General features: G+C 71.1%; 12 protein-coding genes. 2 read left to right on the top strand and 10 right to left on the bottom strand.

Going from position 1 to position 13210, the window contains the following annotated elements:
- Nucleotides 1-13 precede the first annotated feature (13 nt).
- A complete protein-coding gene (locus G3A44_RS03125) occupies nucleotides 14-460 on the top strand; it encodes a ComEA family DNA-binding protein (RefSeq protein WP_239061667.1) in 447 nt (148 codons plus the stop codon).
- Here the strand turns inward: G3A44_RS03125 and G3A44_RS03120 are convergent.
- From G3A44_RS03120 to G3A44_RS03090, 7 genes are all read right to left on the bottom strand, one after another.
- Nucleotides 379-1608 carry a patatin-like phospholipase family protein gene (locus G3A44_RS03120; RefSeq protein WP_163456025.1) on the bottom strand — a complete coding sequence of 410 codons (1230 nt, stop codon included), beginning with the start codon at nucleotides 1606-1608 and terminating at the stop codon, nucleotides 379-381. The genes G3A44_RS03125 and G3A44_RS03120 overlap by 82 nt on opposite strands.
- A 101-nt stretch (nucleotides 1609-1709) precedes the next feature.
- Nucleotides 1710-2309: a hypothetical protein gene (locus G3A44_RS03115; protein ID WP_239061666.1), complete on the bottom strand. Its 600-nt coding sequence runs from the start codon at nucleotides 2307-2309 to the stop codon at nucleotides 1710-1712.
- 148 nt (nucleotides 2310-2457) lie between these two features.
- Nucleotides 2458-6006, bottom strand: a complete 3549-nt coding sequence (gene dnaE / locus G3A44_RS03110; RefSeq protein ID WP_163456024.1) for a DNA polymerase III subunit alpha — start codon at nucleotides 6004-6006, stop codon at nucleotides 2458-2460.
- Nucleotides 6007-6043: 37 nt separating this feature from the next.
- Nucleotides 6044-7942, bottom strand: coding sequence for a gamma-glutamyltransferase family protein (locus G3A44_RS03105; RefSeq protein WP_163456023.1), 1899 nt, complete (start codon nucleotides 7940-7942; stop codon nucleotides 6044-6046).
- Nucleotides 7943-7987: 45 nt separating this feature from the next.
- Nucleotides 7988-9091: a DNA alkylation repair protein gene (locus G3A44_RS03100; RefSeq protein WP_163456022.1), complete on the bottom strand. Its 1104-nt coding sequence runs from the start codon at nucleotides 9089-9091 to the stop codon at nucleotides 7988-7990.
- 143 nt (nucleotides 9092-9234) lie between these two features.
- Complete coding sequence (locus G3A44_RS03095) at nucleotides 9235-9873, bottom strand: CoA transferase subunit B (protein ID WP_163456021.1); 639 nt, start codon at nucleotides 9871-9873, stop codon at nucleotides 9235-9237.
- A 14-nt stretch (nucleotides 9874-9887) separates the two neighbouring features.
- On the bottom strand, nucleotides 9888-10589 hold the full coding sequence (locus G3A44_RS03090; RefSeq protein ID WP_163456020.1) for a CoA transferase subunit A: 702 nt from the start codon (nucleotides 10587-10589) through the stop codon (nucleotides 9888-9890).
- Between the two features lie 136 nt (nucleotides 10590-10725).
- Between G3A44_RS03090 and G3A44_RS03085 the strand changes: the two genes are divergently transcribed.
- Entirely contained in the window at nucleotides 10726-11271 is a 546-nt protein-coding gene (locus tag G3A44_RS03085) for a PAS and helix-turn-helix domain-containing protein (protein WP_163456019.1), read from the top strand.
- Nucleotides 11272-11321: 50 nt separating this feature from the next.
- Here G3A44_RS03085 and G3A44_RS03080 read toward each other — a convergent pair whose 3' ends face one another.
- The 3 genes from G3A44_RS03080 to G3A44_RS03070 are packed head-to-tail and all read right to left on the bottom strand — an operon-like array spanning nucleotide 11322 to nucleotide 13201.
- On the bottom strand, nucleotides 11322-11741 hold the full coding sequence (locus G3A44_RS03080; RefSeq protein WP_163456018.1) for an acyl-CoA thioesterase: 420 nt from the start codon (nucleotides 11739-11741) through the stop codon (nucleotides 11322-11324).
- A 16-nt stretch (nucleotides 11742-11757) separates the two neighbouring features.
- A complete protein-coding gene (locus G3A44_RS03075) occupies nucleotides 11758-12414 on the bottom strand; it encodes a YceH family protein (protein ID WP_163456017.1) in 657 nt (218 codons plus the stop codon).
- 4 nt (nucleotides 12415-12418) lie between these two features.
- Entirely contained in the window at nucleotides 12419-13201 is a 783-nt protein-coding gene (locus G3A44_RS03070) for an SDR family oxidoreductase (protein WP_163456016.1), read from the bottom strand.
- Nucleotides 13202-13210: the final 9 nt, after the last annotated feature.

Genomic DNA, 13210 nt, shown 5'->3' with positions numbered 1-13210 from the left:
GTGGGAGTCGACGATGAACCGACACGGGGGGCCAACCCGCCGGGCCGCGGGCTGGTGGGTGGTGTGGGCCGCAGCGGTGGCCGGCCTGTTGCCGCTGGCGGGCCTGCCGGCCGCCATGGCGCAGGGGGCGCCAGCCGCATCCGCCACCTTACCGGCGGGCGATGCGCCGCCGCGGCCTCCCTGGCACATCGACGTCAACCGGGCCAGCCAGGCCGAATTGGAGATGGTGCGCGGCATCGGCCCGCAACTCTCCGAGCGCATCCTGCAGGCTCGGGCCGCCGGGCCGTTTCGTGATTGGTCTGACCTGGTGGTCCGGGTGCCCGGCCTGGGGCCGCACACGGCCCGCCGGCTCTCGGCCGCCGGGCTGCGGCTGGACGGTCAGCCCCTGGCGCCGGCCGGGGAGACGGCACCGTCCGCAGGCGGCGCCCCGTCCCAGCCGAAGAACCGCAGCACCTCCTGACGGCGGGCCAGGGTGTCGGCTTCACCCAGGGCGATCAGGTCGCGGGTGTAGTCGGCCTCGAACAGCAGGTAGCTGGCCAGGGCGGAACCCTGCGTGGCCGGCCCCTGGCCGCTCACGCCGGCCCCGCGCAGCAGCGCCCGCACCGGTGCGGGCAGGGCATGCAGGTGCCGGGCGGCCAGGTCGTCCAGGCGCTGGCTGGGGGCGATCACCAGCACGTCGATGGGCCGCAGCGGCGTACGTGCCAGGGCCTCGGGCGGCAGCAGGCGCAGGGTGTTGTTGATGCGCTGCAGGCGCTCCACGTCCACCGCCAGGGCGTCCAGAAAGATGTTGGACAGGGCATGGCCGGCGATCTGCGCCATGGGGGGCGGCTGGTCGCTGACCGGCCGCTCGCCCGGGGGCTCGTGCATGCGGCCGGCGCCGATGACCAGCACCCGCTCGGCACCCAGGTGGATGGCCGGCGAGATGGGCGCGGCCTGGCGCATGGAGCCGTCGCCAAACCACTCCAGGCGTCCGGCCAAGGGCAGCTGCACCGTGGGGAAGACGAAGGGAATGGCCGAGGAGGCCATCAGGTGCTCCACCGTGATCTGGGTGCGTACCGCCAGGCGCTGGCTGCGCACCCAGGGCGTGGGCGCATGGCGTGACTGGTAGAAGGTGACGTGCTGCCCGCTGGAGTAGCTGGAGGTGCTGACCGCCAGGGCCTGCAGGTGGCCATCGGCCATCAGGGTGTCCAGGCGCTCCAGTCGCACCATGTGCTGCAGCAGGCCCCCCAGGGGGGAGTTGTCCAGCAGCGAGCGCGGCTTGAGCCGGCGCCAGCGGGCGATGATCCAGCCGATGGACATCATCGTCAGCCAGCCGGCACCGGTGCGGGCCACGCCCAGGGAGTCGGCGCGGTAGACATGGTCGGCGTGGAAGTTCTCCCACACGTTGGCCAGGCGGGCCACGGCACGGGAGAAGTCGTCGCTCTCGGCCGCCAGGGCGCTGGCGTTGATCGCCCCGGCCGAGGTGCCGGCGATCACCGGAAAGGGGCTGGGTGCCTGGGCCGGCCCGGGCCGCAGGCGCAGCAGGGCCTGGAGCACGCCGATCTGGTAGGCCGCGCGTGCCCCGCCGCCGGTGAGGATGAGGCCGGTGACCGGATGGGCGTCAGGCATGTCCGGAGTCTAGGACGCCGGCTGCGCGCCGGAATCGGGGAACTCCTGCCCTGGCGTGGCGCAGTTCCCGGACCGTGCAGGTCCAAACGCTGCGGTCGCGCTCAGTCGTGGCCCTTGCCGTGGCCGCGGCCTTCGCCATGACCGCGGCCGTCGCCATGACCGCGGCCTTCGCCATGACCGTGGCCTTCGCCATGACCCCTGCCCTGGCCGCGCTCGCGCGGGGGCTCGTCCGCGCGCAGGCTGCGCGGCTCTCCCGCTTGGCCGGGTCCCTGCGCCGCGGCAGGGCGGACGTGGCGCTCATACCAGCCGTCCTGCACAAAGTACACCGGCACGCCGCAGGCCTCGTAGCGGTGGCAGTGCTTGTGCCAGTGCTTGCGGTGGCCCGGCGGCACCCACATGTAGACCGGGGGCGGGGGCGCCATGCGCGGTGCTGGCGCGACCACCACCACCGGGCGTGCCACCACCACCTGGGGCTGCGGGAAGCGGCCGATGTCCACCCGACCGTAGACGCCGGGCTGGCTGATGGTGACCGAGACGCCAACGTCGGCGGCCGGCGCCGGCAGGGCGGTGCCCAGTCCCGCCAGGGCCAGCGAGGCCGCGGCAAGCCAGGCCCGGCCGCGCGGACTCGTCTGGCCGGTGGGGGCGGTCCGATCCGGCTGCGCAAGGGGCAGGGTGGGGAGCACAGTCTGGAGCAGGGGCATGGCAGCAGCGTGGGTCGAGGGGTCGGGTTCAGCGGGGGGGAGTGGCACCGCGGCAGGGTGCCGCGCGCTGCGTCTTCAACCCGCCGGGTGGGGTCGGCGTTGACCGGCCTGCCCCCCTAGGGGCCGTGGTGCCGTGGCAGGCGCTGCCTCAGGACGCTTCGTACACCAGGGCCGCACCGGGCGCCACGGCGCGCAGCCGGGCCAGTGCCTCGTCACTGGGCCACAGGCGTGACGCCCCGCCCAAGTCCAGCTCGGCTTGCGCGCTCGCGGTGCGCGCGGCCACCCGCAGGGGCACGCCCTGGCGCACAGGGCCTTGCTCGCTGCTGGTCTCGCGGGCGGGATAGGCCTGCACCAGGTCTTGCAGCGCCTGCGCGTGTTCCGGGGTGGGCGGGGCCAGGGGCAGCAGCAAATGGCGGGCAAAGCGGGCCCGTGCGCCGGGCAGGTCCCAGACAGCGCTCACGTCCAGCCGCAGGCCGCCGGAGAATCGGTCGGGTTTGGCCTTGCCCTGGACAATGATCAAGCTGTCGTCGGTCAGCAGCTCCTTGTGGGCGTTGAGCAGTTCCTCGCCGGCCACGGCCTCGATGGGTTCACTGTTGTCGTCGAGCTTGAAGATGGCGACCCGGCCGCGCTGGCCGTTGATGATGCGCAGCTCGGCCACAATGCCGGCCACCAGCTGGGGTTCGCGCGAGTCGGCCAGATCGGCGATGCGGCGCTTGCAGAAGCGGCGCACTTCCTTCTCGTCCTGGTCGAACAGGTGGCCCGAGAGGTAGAACCCCAGCGCCGTCTTCTCGAGGCTCAGGCGCTCACGAACGCTTTGGGGTTCGGCCGTGGCCAGGGGGGGTTCCACGGTGTGCGAGCCGTGGGCATCGCCGTCGTCGAACATGTCGAACAGGCCGCCCTGCAGGGCATGGGCGGCCTGGGTCTCGGCCCAGTCGAAGGCCAGGCCGATGCTGGCCAGGGTGGCGGCGCGGTCGGGGTGCAGCTCGTCAAAGGCGCCAGCCTTGATCAGGGCCTCGACCACGCGCTTGTTGATGCGGCCCTTGTCGATGCGGGCGCAGAAGTCGAAGAGGCTGCGGAAGGGGCCACCCTCCTGGCGCGCGGCGACGATGGCCTCGATGGCGCCCTGGCCGGTGCCCTTGATGGCGCCCAGGCCGTAGCGGATCTTGCGCCGGCCTTCAGCCCCGGGTAGGGGCTCGAAGCGGTAGACGCCCCGGTTGACGTTGGGCGGTTCGAACTCGATGCGGAAGTTCTTGGTCGCGTCGTTCAGCAGCACCTTGAGCTTGTCGGTGTCGCTGAGTTCGTTGGTCATGTTGGCCGCGAAGAACTCGGCCGTGTAGTGCACCTTGAGCCAGCCGGTGTGGTACGCCAGCAGGGAGTAGGCGGCGGCGTGCGACTTGTTGAAGCCGTAGCCCGCGAACTTCTCCATCAGGTCAAAGACCTCGTCGGCCTTGTCCTGCGAGATGCCCTTCTCGGCCGCGCCCTTGCGGAAGATCGCGCGGTGCTCGGCCATCTCCTCGGCCTTCTTCTTGCCCATGGCGCGGCGCAGCATGTCGGCGCCGCCCAGGCTGTAGCCACCCAGCACCTGGGCGGTCTGCATCACCTGCTCCTGGTACACCATGATCCCGTAGGTCTCGGCCAGCACCGGCTCGACCAGGGGGTGCGGATACTCCACCACCTCCTTGCCGTGCTTGCGGTTGACGAAGCTGGGGATCAGGTCCATCGGGCCCGGGCGGTAGAGCGCGTTCAGGGCGATCAGGTCTTCCAGCCGGCTGGGCTTGGCGTCGCGCAGCATGCCCTGCATGCCGCGGGATTCAAACTGGAACACCGCCTCGGTCAGGCCGTCGGAGAACAGCTTGTAGACCGCCTTGTCGTCCAGCGGCAGCTTCTCGAAGGCGAAGTCCTTCTGGTCGGGGTAGCGCTCGACGATGAATTCCTTGGCCAGCTCCAGGATGGTCAGGGTGGCCAGGCCCAGGAAGTCGAACTTCACCAGGCCGATGGCCTCCACGTCGTCCTTGTCGTACTGGCTGACCGCGCTGTCGCTGCCGGGCTGCTGGTAGAGCGGGCAGAAGTCGGTGATCTTGCCCGGGGCAATGAGCACGCCACCGGCGTGCATGCCGATGTTGCGCACCATGCCCTCCACGCGGGTGGCCAGCTTGAGCAGCTCGGCGACCTCCTCGTCGGCCTTCTCGCGTTCCTCGATCTCGGGCGCCTCGTGGCGCGCGTAGACCATCTTGGCCTTGGCGGGGTCGAAGTTGGGCGGCAGTGGCGCCAGGGTCACGGTCTTGCCGGGCGGGGCCGGAATCAGCTTGGCGATGCTGTCCACATGGCCAAAGCCCATGCCCAGCACCCGGCCGATGTCGCGCAGCGCCGCCTTGGCGGCCATGGTGCCGAAGGTGGCGATCTGGCTGACGGCCGGGCGGCCGTACTTGTCCTTGACGTAGTCGATCACCCGGTCGCGGTTGGCCTGGCAGAAGTCGATGTCAAAGTCGGGCATCGACACCCGCTCGGGGTTGAGGAAACGCTCGAACAGCAGGTTGTACTGCAGCGGGTCCAGGTCGGTGATGAGCAGCGCGTAGGCCACCAGGGAGCCCGCCCCGGAGCCCCGGCCCGGGCCCACCGGGCAGCCGTTTTCCTTGGCCCACTTGATGAAGTCCGACACGATCAGGAAGTAGCCCGGGAAGCCCATGTTCAGGATGGTCTTCAGCTCGAACTCCAGGCGCTCCACATAACGCGGGCGTTCGGCTTCGCGCTTGACCGGATCGGCGAACAGCTGGTGCAGGCGGAAGTCCAGCCCGCGGTGGCTTTCCTCGCGGAAGAACTGCTCGATGGGCATCCGACTGCCGTCGGGCAGCAGCGGGGTGGGGAAATCCGGCAGCCGCGGCTTGCCCAGCACCAGGGTCAGGCTGCAGCGTTCGGCGATCTTGATCGTGTTGACGATGGCACTGGGGATGTCGGCAAACAGCGCCTCCATCTGGGCCTGGCTCTTGAAGTACTGCTCGGCGCAGAAGCGCTTGATGCGCTTGGGGTTGCCCAGGGTCTCGCCTTCGGCCACGCACACCCGGGCCTCATGGGCCTCGAAGTCGTCGGCTTCCAGAAACTGCACCGGGTGGGTGGCCACCACGGGCAGGCGCAGCTCGGCGGCCAGGGGCACGGTGGCGCGCACCAGGGTTTCGTGTTGTGGCAGGCCGCCGCGCTGCAACTCCAGGTAGAAGCGGCGCGGGAAGCGCTCGGCGATCTGGCGGGCGGTGGTGCGGGCGCGGGCCACGTCGCCGGCCAGCAAGGCCTGGCCCACGGCGCCGTGCTCGAAGCCGGACAGCGCGATCAAGCCGTCGCCCAGCTCGTCAAACCACTCCCACTTCAGCCAAGCCTGGTTGCGCTGCACATTGACCGTCCAGCCCCGGGCCAGCAGTTCGCTCAGGTTGTGGTACCCGCGCCGGTCCTGCACCAGCAGCAGCAGGCGGGTGGCGGCGCCACCGGACTCCAGCGGCTCCATCCAGACGTCGGCGCCCAGCACCGGCTTGAGGCCCTTGCCCCGGCAGGCCTTGTAGAACTTGACCGCGCCGAACAGGTTGGCCAGGTCGGTGATGGCCAGGGCGACCTGGCCGTCCTGCTTGGCGGCCTGAACCGCGTCGTCGATGCGCAGGGTGCCGTCGACGACGGAGTATTCGGAGTGGGTGCGGAGGTGTACGAAGGCCATCCCGGGATTCTAGGGAGCCGCCCGCACGCACCGGCGGTCAGTCGCCCAGCACCACGCCTTCGCGCCGGGCGTCGGCGCCGCCACGTCCCGGGCCGGGGCCGGGGGCGAGCAGCAGCTGCACACCGCTGGTCAGGGCCTGCTCCACCACCGTGTGGCCACGCGCGGTCAGGGCGGCGCGGCTGGCCGCGTCCAGCCGTCCGGCCTCCAGGATGAAGGCGGCGCCGTTCACATGCACCGCATTGGGCAGGTCCAGTGCCGCCTGCGGTGCCAGGCCCCAGGCCAGGCTGCCCAGCAAGGCCTTGGCGGTGTAGTGGATGATGGCCGGCCCCCCGGGCGAGCCCAGCGTGGCCACCAGGCGTCCGCTGGCGCGATCGAAGACCAGGGTGGGGCTCATGGACGAGCGCGGGCGCTTGCCCGGCTGCACCCGGTTGGCCACCGGCCGGCCCTGGGCGTCCTGCGGCTGCAGCGAGAAGTCGGTGAGCTGGTTGTTGAGCAGGAAGCCGCCCGGCAGGCCGGTGCCGCCGTCACTCATGAGGCCGCTGCCGAAGGCGGCCTCGATGCTGGTGGTCAGGGCGACGGCCTGGCCCTGTGCATCGATCACGCTGAGGTGGCTGGTGCCGTACTCGGGCTGCTCGGGCTGGGGCGCCCAGGCCTGTGCCTGGCCGGGCGTGGGGGAACCGGGCCAGGCCGGCGGCTGGCCGGCGCGGGCCGGGCCGTTGTCGCGCGGGCCCATCAGCCGGGCGCGCTGGGCCAGGTAGTCGGGATGCAGCAGGCTGCGCCAGTCTCCGCCCGGGGCCGGTACGAAGTCCGGATCGGCCACATGCTGGGCCCGGTCGGCAAAGGCCAGGCGCGCGGCCTGGGCGTACCGGTGCAGCCAGGCGGCGTCGGGCTGCAGGCCCGCTCCCTGGCCCTGCAGCGGCACCGCGCGGGCGCCCTCCTGCGCCGGGTCGGCCAGCAGGCCCAGGAGCTGCATCAGCGCCAGGTGGCCGGAGGAGGGCGGCGGAAAGCCGCAGACCCGCCAGCGCGGGCCCCAGTCGGTGCACAAGGCTTGGCGCAGCACCGGGCGGTAGCCCGCCAGATCGGCCAGGCTGAGGCCGCCGGGGCGTGCATGGTGGCGCACGCGTCGCACCACGTCCTCGGCCACCGGACCCTGGTGGAGGGCGTCGGCCCCTTCGGCGGCCAGCCGGCGCAGCACCGCGGCCAGGGCGGGGTTGCGCAGGCGGTGGCCCACCGGCCAGGGTTGCACCGTGCTGCCGTGGGGGGCGTCACCGGGTGGCGCATAGAAGTAGGCCCGGGCCTGCGGGTCCTGTGCCAGGACCGTGTCCTGGGTCAGCAGCGCATGCAGGCGGGGTGAGACCTCGAAGCCCTCCTCGGCCAGACGCAGGGCGGGTTGGCACAGCGTGGCCCAGGGCAGACGGCCATGCTGACCGTGGGCGGCCTGCAGCATGCGCAGCACGCCGGGCACGCCCACCGCCAGGCCGCTGGCCCTCGCCAGGGCGAAGGGCAGCGGCTGCCCATCGGCCTGCAGGAACAAGCCGGGCAGGGCCGCAGCCGGTGCGGTCTCGCGTCCGTCCCAGGCCTGGGTCTGCCGCCCGTCCCAGTGCAGAAGAAAGGCCCCGCCTCCCAGGCCGCTGGACTGCGGCTCCACCAGGGCCAGCACCAGCTGGGCGGCAATGGCCGCGTCCAGCGCCGAGCCGCCCTGGCGCAGCATGGCCAGGCCGGCCTGGCTGGCCAGGGGGTGGGCGGTGGCCACGGCGTGGCGTGTGAACTCCACCGCGGCTTTGGGCGTCCAGCCGCTGGCGCCTTCAGGTACAGCCAGCGGGGCGGCAGCCTGCGCGGCAGCGGCCGCAGGGCTTGCCAGGGGGACGACCAGGACGGCGGTGGCCCAGGCCAGGCCAGCCCCCCACCGGAGAGGGGACGTCGAGGGGTGGGGCATGGCGGCGGAGCTCGTGGGCGGCGTATGGACGGCGGGTGGGTGCCCTCAGCACACCAGGTCGAAGTGTCCCTGGGCCAGGGTCTGCCCGTTGACGATCAGGTCCACCGTATGTCGACCGGCATGGTGGCGTCGGGTGGTGAAGTCGGCGACGCGGTGGCGACGATGCAACTCCAAAGACTGCCCCGGCGCCAGGGACAGCGCGCGCCACTTGAAGACTTTGCGACGGGCGCTGCCGTCGTGCTTGACGAAATGCACGCCGTAGTCGACCTCCAGGGTCTGGGTGCCGGGCCCCAGGCCGGTGAGCGTGACCTGCAGCAGGGCGGCCTCACCCAGGTGCAACGGCGTCGGGCTGACCTGCCAGCCGCTGACGGTCACCTGCGCGGCCTGGCCGGCGCCCACCAGGGCCAGGGCGCCCGGGTGCCCTTGCTTGATCAGGCCGCGCAGGGCGTGGCGCAGGGTGGCCCGCGCGGCGGGCGTGGTGCAGGGCCAGGTGGCCAGTTGCTCCAGCACCCACGCGGGGTGGACCTTGGCGATGTCGTTGAGGTGGTTGGCCACCGAACGCCGGACGTCCTCGCTGGGATCGGCCCACAGGGCGCGGAGGATGGGCCGCTGACCGCTGGGGTCCCGGGCCAGGGCGTCCAGCCGCTGGCCCCAGGGCAAGCGTGGGCGGGTGCCTTCGCTGGCCAGCCGGCGCACATGGGCATCAGGGTCGCTGGCCCACACCCGAGCCTGGTGCAGCACCCGCGCCGGGTCCCGCGCCAGCAGGGGCCGCACCGCGAACTCGGCTGTGCCGAAGCGGGTCAGGCGGGCGAGGGCGGCCAGGGTCTGGGCATCGTCGGGGTGGCCGCGGCGGCTGACCGCGTCGCACAGTGCCAGAGGCGCAAAGCCGGCGGGCAAGGCCGGTGCCACCGCCTCGGCCAGGTCCACCAGCGCCCGGAAGTCGGCCGGGCCGTGGTCGCAGATGGCCTGGCCCAGGCGCGCCAGCCGTGCCATCAGCGCCAGCGCCGCCCAACCGGGCGCGGTGTCGGCCTCCAGGGCAGCGGCGGGCAGGCCGGCTGCGGCCAGCACCTGCACCACCTGCCGGCGCTGGGCTTCGCCCAGCAGGTCGTCTTTGAGCGGGGGGCGGGCGTCGGCAGGGGGCAGTGGCATGGGCAGGCGCGCAGGTGGTGGTGGGCGGGCAGGGGGGAAAGGGGTGGCCTGCGGGCGCAGCGCCGCCCGGCTGGCCCCGGAAAACGACCGGGCCCCGCACTGTCGCCAGCCGGGGCCCGGGGGTCAAGCGCGGTGAAGGCGCTTCAGAGCAACGGCACGCCGGTCTTGCCCTGGATCTCCTCGCGGCTCACGCCGGGGGCCAGCTCCACCAGCTTCAGGCCTTCGGGGGTGACGTCCATCACGCCCAGGTCGGTGATGATGCGGTCGACCACGCCCACGCCGGTCAGCGGCAGGGTGCACTGCGGCAGGATCTTCAGGTCGGTGGTGCCGTCCTTCTTCTTGGCCACGTGCTCCATCAGCACGATCACGCGCTTGACGCCGGCCACCAGGTCCATGGCACCGCCCATGCCCTTGACCATCTTGCCGGGGATCATCCAGTTGGCCAGGTCGCCCTGGCCGGTGACCTGCATGGCACCGAGGATGGACAGGTTGATCTTGCCGCCGCGGATCATGGCGAAGCTGTCGTGGCTGCCGAAGATCGACGAGCCCTTCATCGTGGTGACGGTCTGCTTGCCGGCGTTGATGAGGTCGGGGTCCACCTCGTCCTCATAGGGGAAGGGGCCGATGCCGAGCATGCCGTTCTCGCTCTGCAGCCACACCTCGATGTGGTCGGGCACGTGGTTGGCCACCAGGGTGGGGATGCCGATGCCGAGGTTGACGTAGAAGCCGTCCTGCAGTTCCTGCGCCGCGCGGGCGGCCATCTGGTCTTGGGTCCAGGCCATGAAGGGTCTCCTGATTACTTGCGGTCGCGGGTGGTGCGCTTTTCGATGCGCTTCTCGGGCGTGGCATTGACCACGATCCGGTGCACATAGATGCCGGGCAGGTGCACGTCATCGGGCTCGATGGTGCCGGTGGGCACCAGGCGCTCGACTTCGACCACGCAGATCTTGCCGGCCATGGCCGCGGCCGGGTTGAAGTTGCGCGCGGTCTTGTTGAAGCGCAGGTTGCCGGACATGTCGGCCACATCGGCCTTGACCAGCGCCACCTCGGGGTTGAGGGCGCGCTCCATCAGGTAGACCTCGCCGTCGAACTCGCGGGTTTCCTTGCCTTCGGCCACCAGGGTGCCCACGCCGGTCTTGGTGAAGAAGGCGGGGATGCCGGCACCACCGGCGCGCAGCTTCTCGGCCAGGGTGCCCTGGGGGGTGAATTCCAGTTCCAGCTCACCGCTCAGGTACTGGCGCTCGAACTCCTTGTTCTCGCCCACGTAGCTGGAGATCATTTTCTTGATCTGGCGGGTGGTGAGCAGCTTGCCCAGGCCGAAGTCGTCGACGCCGGCGTTGTTCGAGATCACCGTCAGGTCCTTGACGCCGCTGTCGCGCAGCGCCTCGATCAGGGCCTCGGGGATGCCGCACAGGCCAAAGCCGCCCACCGCCATCAGCTGGCCGTCGCGCACGATGCCTTCCAGCGCCGCGGCGGCGCTCGGGTAAACCTTGTTCATTCGGATCGCCTTCAGGGCTTGTTCGGATAGGCGTGCAGCGTACTACGTAACACATTACGTAGTCAGTACGTAGATTTGACTAAGGACCGGTCCCCCGGGCCCCGCAAGGCGGGTGCGGGCAGGGCCGGCAGTCCCCATGCCCGACCTGGATTACCGCACTGCCTTTGACCTGGCGCCCATCGGCCTGGTGCTCTCGCGCCACCGGCTGGTGGTGGACTGCAACCAGCAGGTGTTGGCCATGTTCCGCGCCCATCGCGACGAACTGATCGGCCAGTCCTTTGAGGTGATGTATCCGAGTGCCGATGAATACCAGCGCACCGGCGAGCGCATCGTGGCCGCGCTGGGGGAGGACGGCCGCTATGCCGATGACCGGGTCATGAAGCGCATGAACGGCGAGCTGTTCTGGTGCCACGTCTCTGGCCGGGCCCTGCAGGCCGACGATCCCCACGCGGCCGGCATCTGGAGCTTTGAGGACCTCTCAGCCCGGCGGGTGCTGAAGGTGGAGTTCACGGCCCGGGAGCGCGAGATCGCCGCGCTGCTGGTGGAAGGCGACACCAGCAAGGTGATCGGCCGCAAGCTGGGCATCAGCCCCCGCACGGTGGACGTGTACCGGGCCCGCCTGATGCGCAAGGTGGGCGCGCACACCACGCCCGATCTGGTGCACCGGCTGCTGCAGGGCTGAACGCCGCCGCGCCAAGCGGCGCGCAGAGGCGGCGTCAAGCCGGCCGACCCTCAGCCGACGAGTTGGCGCACCCAGTCGGGCATGGGCGTGGACTTGCCGCTGGGAAAGTCCACCCACACCGTGGTGGCGCCGCCCTCGGCATGGATCACACCCGGCATGTCGGTGCGCTCCAGGGTGATGAAGGTGTCAAAGCTGCTGCGGCCGGGGTTGGCCACATAGTGCCGCGCCAGCACATCGCCCGGGTACTCCAGCTGCCGCAGGAAGTTGCAGAAGGCGTTGATGATCACCGGCCCCTGGCCGCCCGGGTTGGGCTCGGCGCCGATGCGGTGCAGCCACTCCACCCGGATCGTCTCCAGGTAGCGGAAGTACACCGCGTTGTTCACATGGCCCATCATGTCCATGTCACCCCAGCGGATGGGGATGATCATCTCGTGGGTCAGCTTCTTGTCGTCGGGCAGGGTGAAGCGCATGGCGGTGGGCTCCGGTTCAGGCCAGGCCCAGTTCGCGCTTGACCTCGGCCAGCGCGGCCTTGAGCTCGCCCACCTCGGCCGACAGGCGTGCCACCTCGGTGCGCAGGCTGGCCAGCTCACCGGCCGCCACCGTGCCGGCGTCTGTGCCGGTGGCCATGCTGGCGGCAGGCAACTGCGGCTCGCCGCACAGCAAGTGGGCCCAGCGGGCCTCGCGCTCACCGGGGCCGCGCGGCAGCTTGACCACGCGGGCGGGTGTCTTCTCGCTCAGTTCGTCCAGGAAGGCCTCGACCGAGGAGATGTCCGCAAAGCGGTGCAGCCGCTCGGTGTTCAGGCGCAACTCGGCCGCCGTCTGCGGGCCGCGCAGCATCAGCGTGGCCAGCAGGGCGACGGACTGGCTGGGCACGCCCAGCACCCGGGCCATGTTGTGGTCAAAGCGGGCCACGCGGGTGCCGCTGACGGTGTTGACCAGGTGGTGGGCCTTCAGGCTGTCCACCGCCACCAGCACGTCGGACTCGGCGGCCTCCATTACCGGGGCGCGGGCCGTCTTCTGGTTGCAGCCCGCCACCAGCGCGTTGAGCGAGAGCGGGTAGGTGTCGGGCACGGTGTGCTGCTTTTCCACCAGCACGCCCAGCACCCGGGCTTCCAGGGGGGTGAGGGTCAGGTCGGCACCCATGGGCTCAGACCCCGAAGCCGTCGTCGGCCTGGATGACCGCACCGTTGATGAAATGGCTTTCGTTGGCGCAGAGCATCATCAGCGCCGCGTCCAGGTCCTGCGGGTGGCCCACGCGCTTGCGCGGCAGCATCTGCACCAGCTTCTGGCCGGCCTCGGTCTGCCAGTGGTGGTGGTTGATCTCGGTGTCGATGTAGCCGGGGCAGATGGCGTTGACGTTGATGCCGTGGCGGCCCCACTCCAGCGCCATGGCACGGGTCATGTGCACGACGGCGGCCTTGCTCATGGCGTAGACGCCGATCTGGCTGAGCACCCGCAGTCCGGCCATGGAGGCGATGTTGACGATGCGCCCGCCGGTGAAGGTGCCCGGGGCGGCGCCGCGGGAGCGGGCGATCATGCGCTTGGCCACCTCTTGCGCCACGAAGAAGGCGCCCCGGGTGTTGGTGTCCATGATGAAGTCGTAGTCTTCCGGTGTGACCTCGGTCAGCTTCTGGGTGGTGCTCACGCCGGAGTTGTTGACCAGGATGTCCAGGGTGCCGACTTCGGTCTCGGCATGGGCCACGGCCGACTTGATGCTGTCGACGTCGGTCACGTCCAGCTCCACGACATGCGCATCGCCCCCGGCGCCTTCGATTTCGGCGCGCAGGTCTTTGAGGCGGTCTACCCGCCGACCCGCCAGGACGACGGCGGCGCCGGCGTGGGAGAGGGTGCGGGCGAACTGGGCGCCCAAGCCACTGGAGGCGCCGGTGACAAGGGCCACGCGGCCCGACAGATCGATGTTGTAGCTCATGGGGGTCGG

This window comes from Ideonella livida, from assembly GCF_010499455.1.
Lineage (GTDB): Bacteria > Pseudomonadota > Gammaproteobacteria > Burkholderiales > Burkholderiaceae_C > Ideonella > Ideonella livida.
Note: the sequence above shows the minus strand (reverse complement) of the source record. Positions and strands in the feature narration are given on the sequence as shown.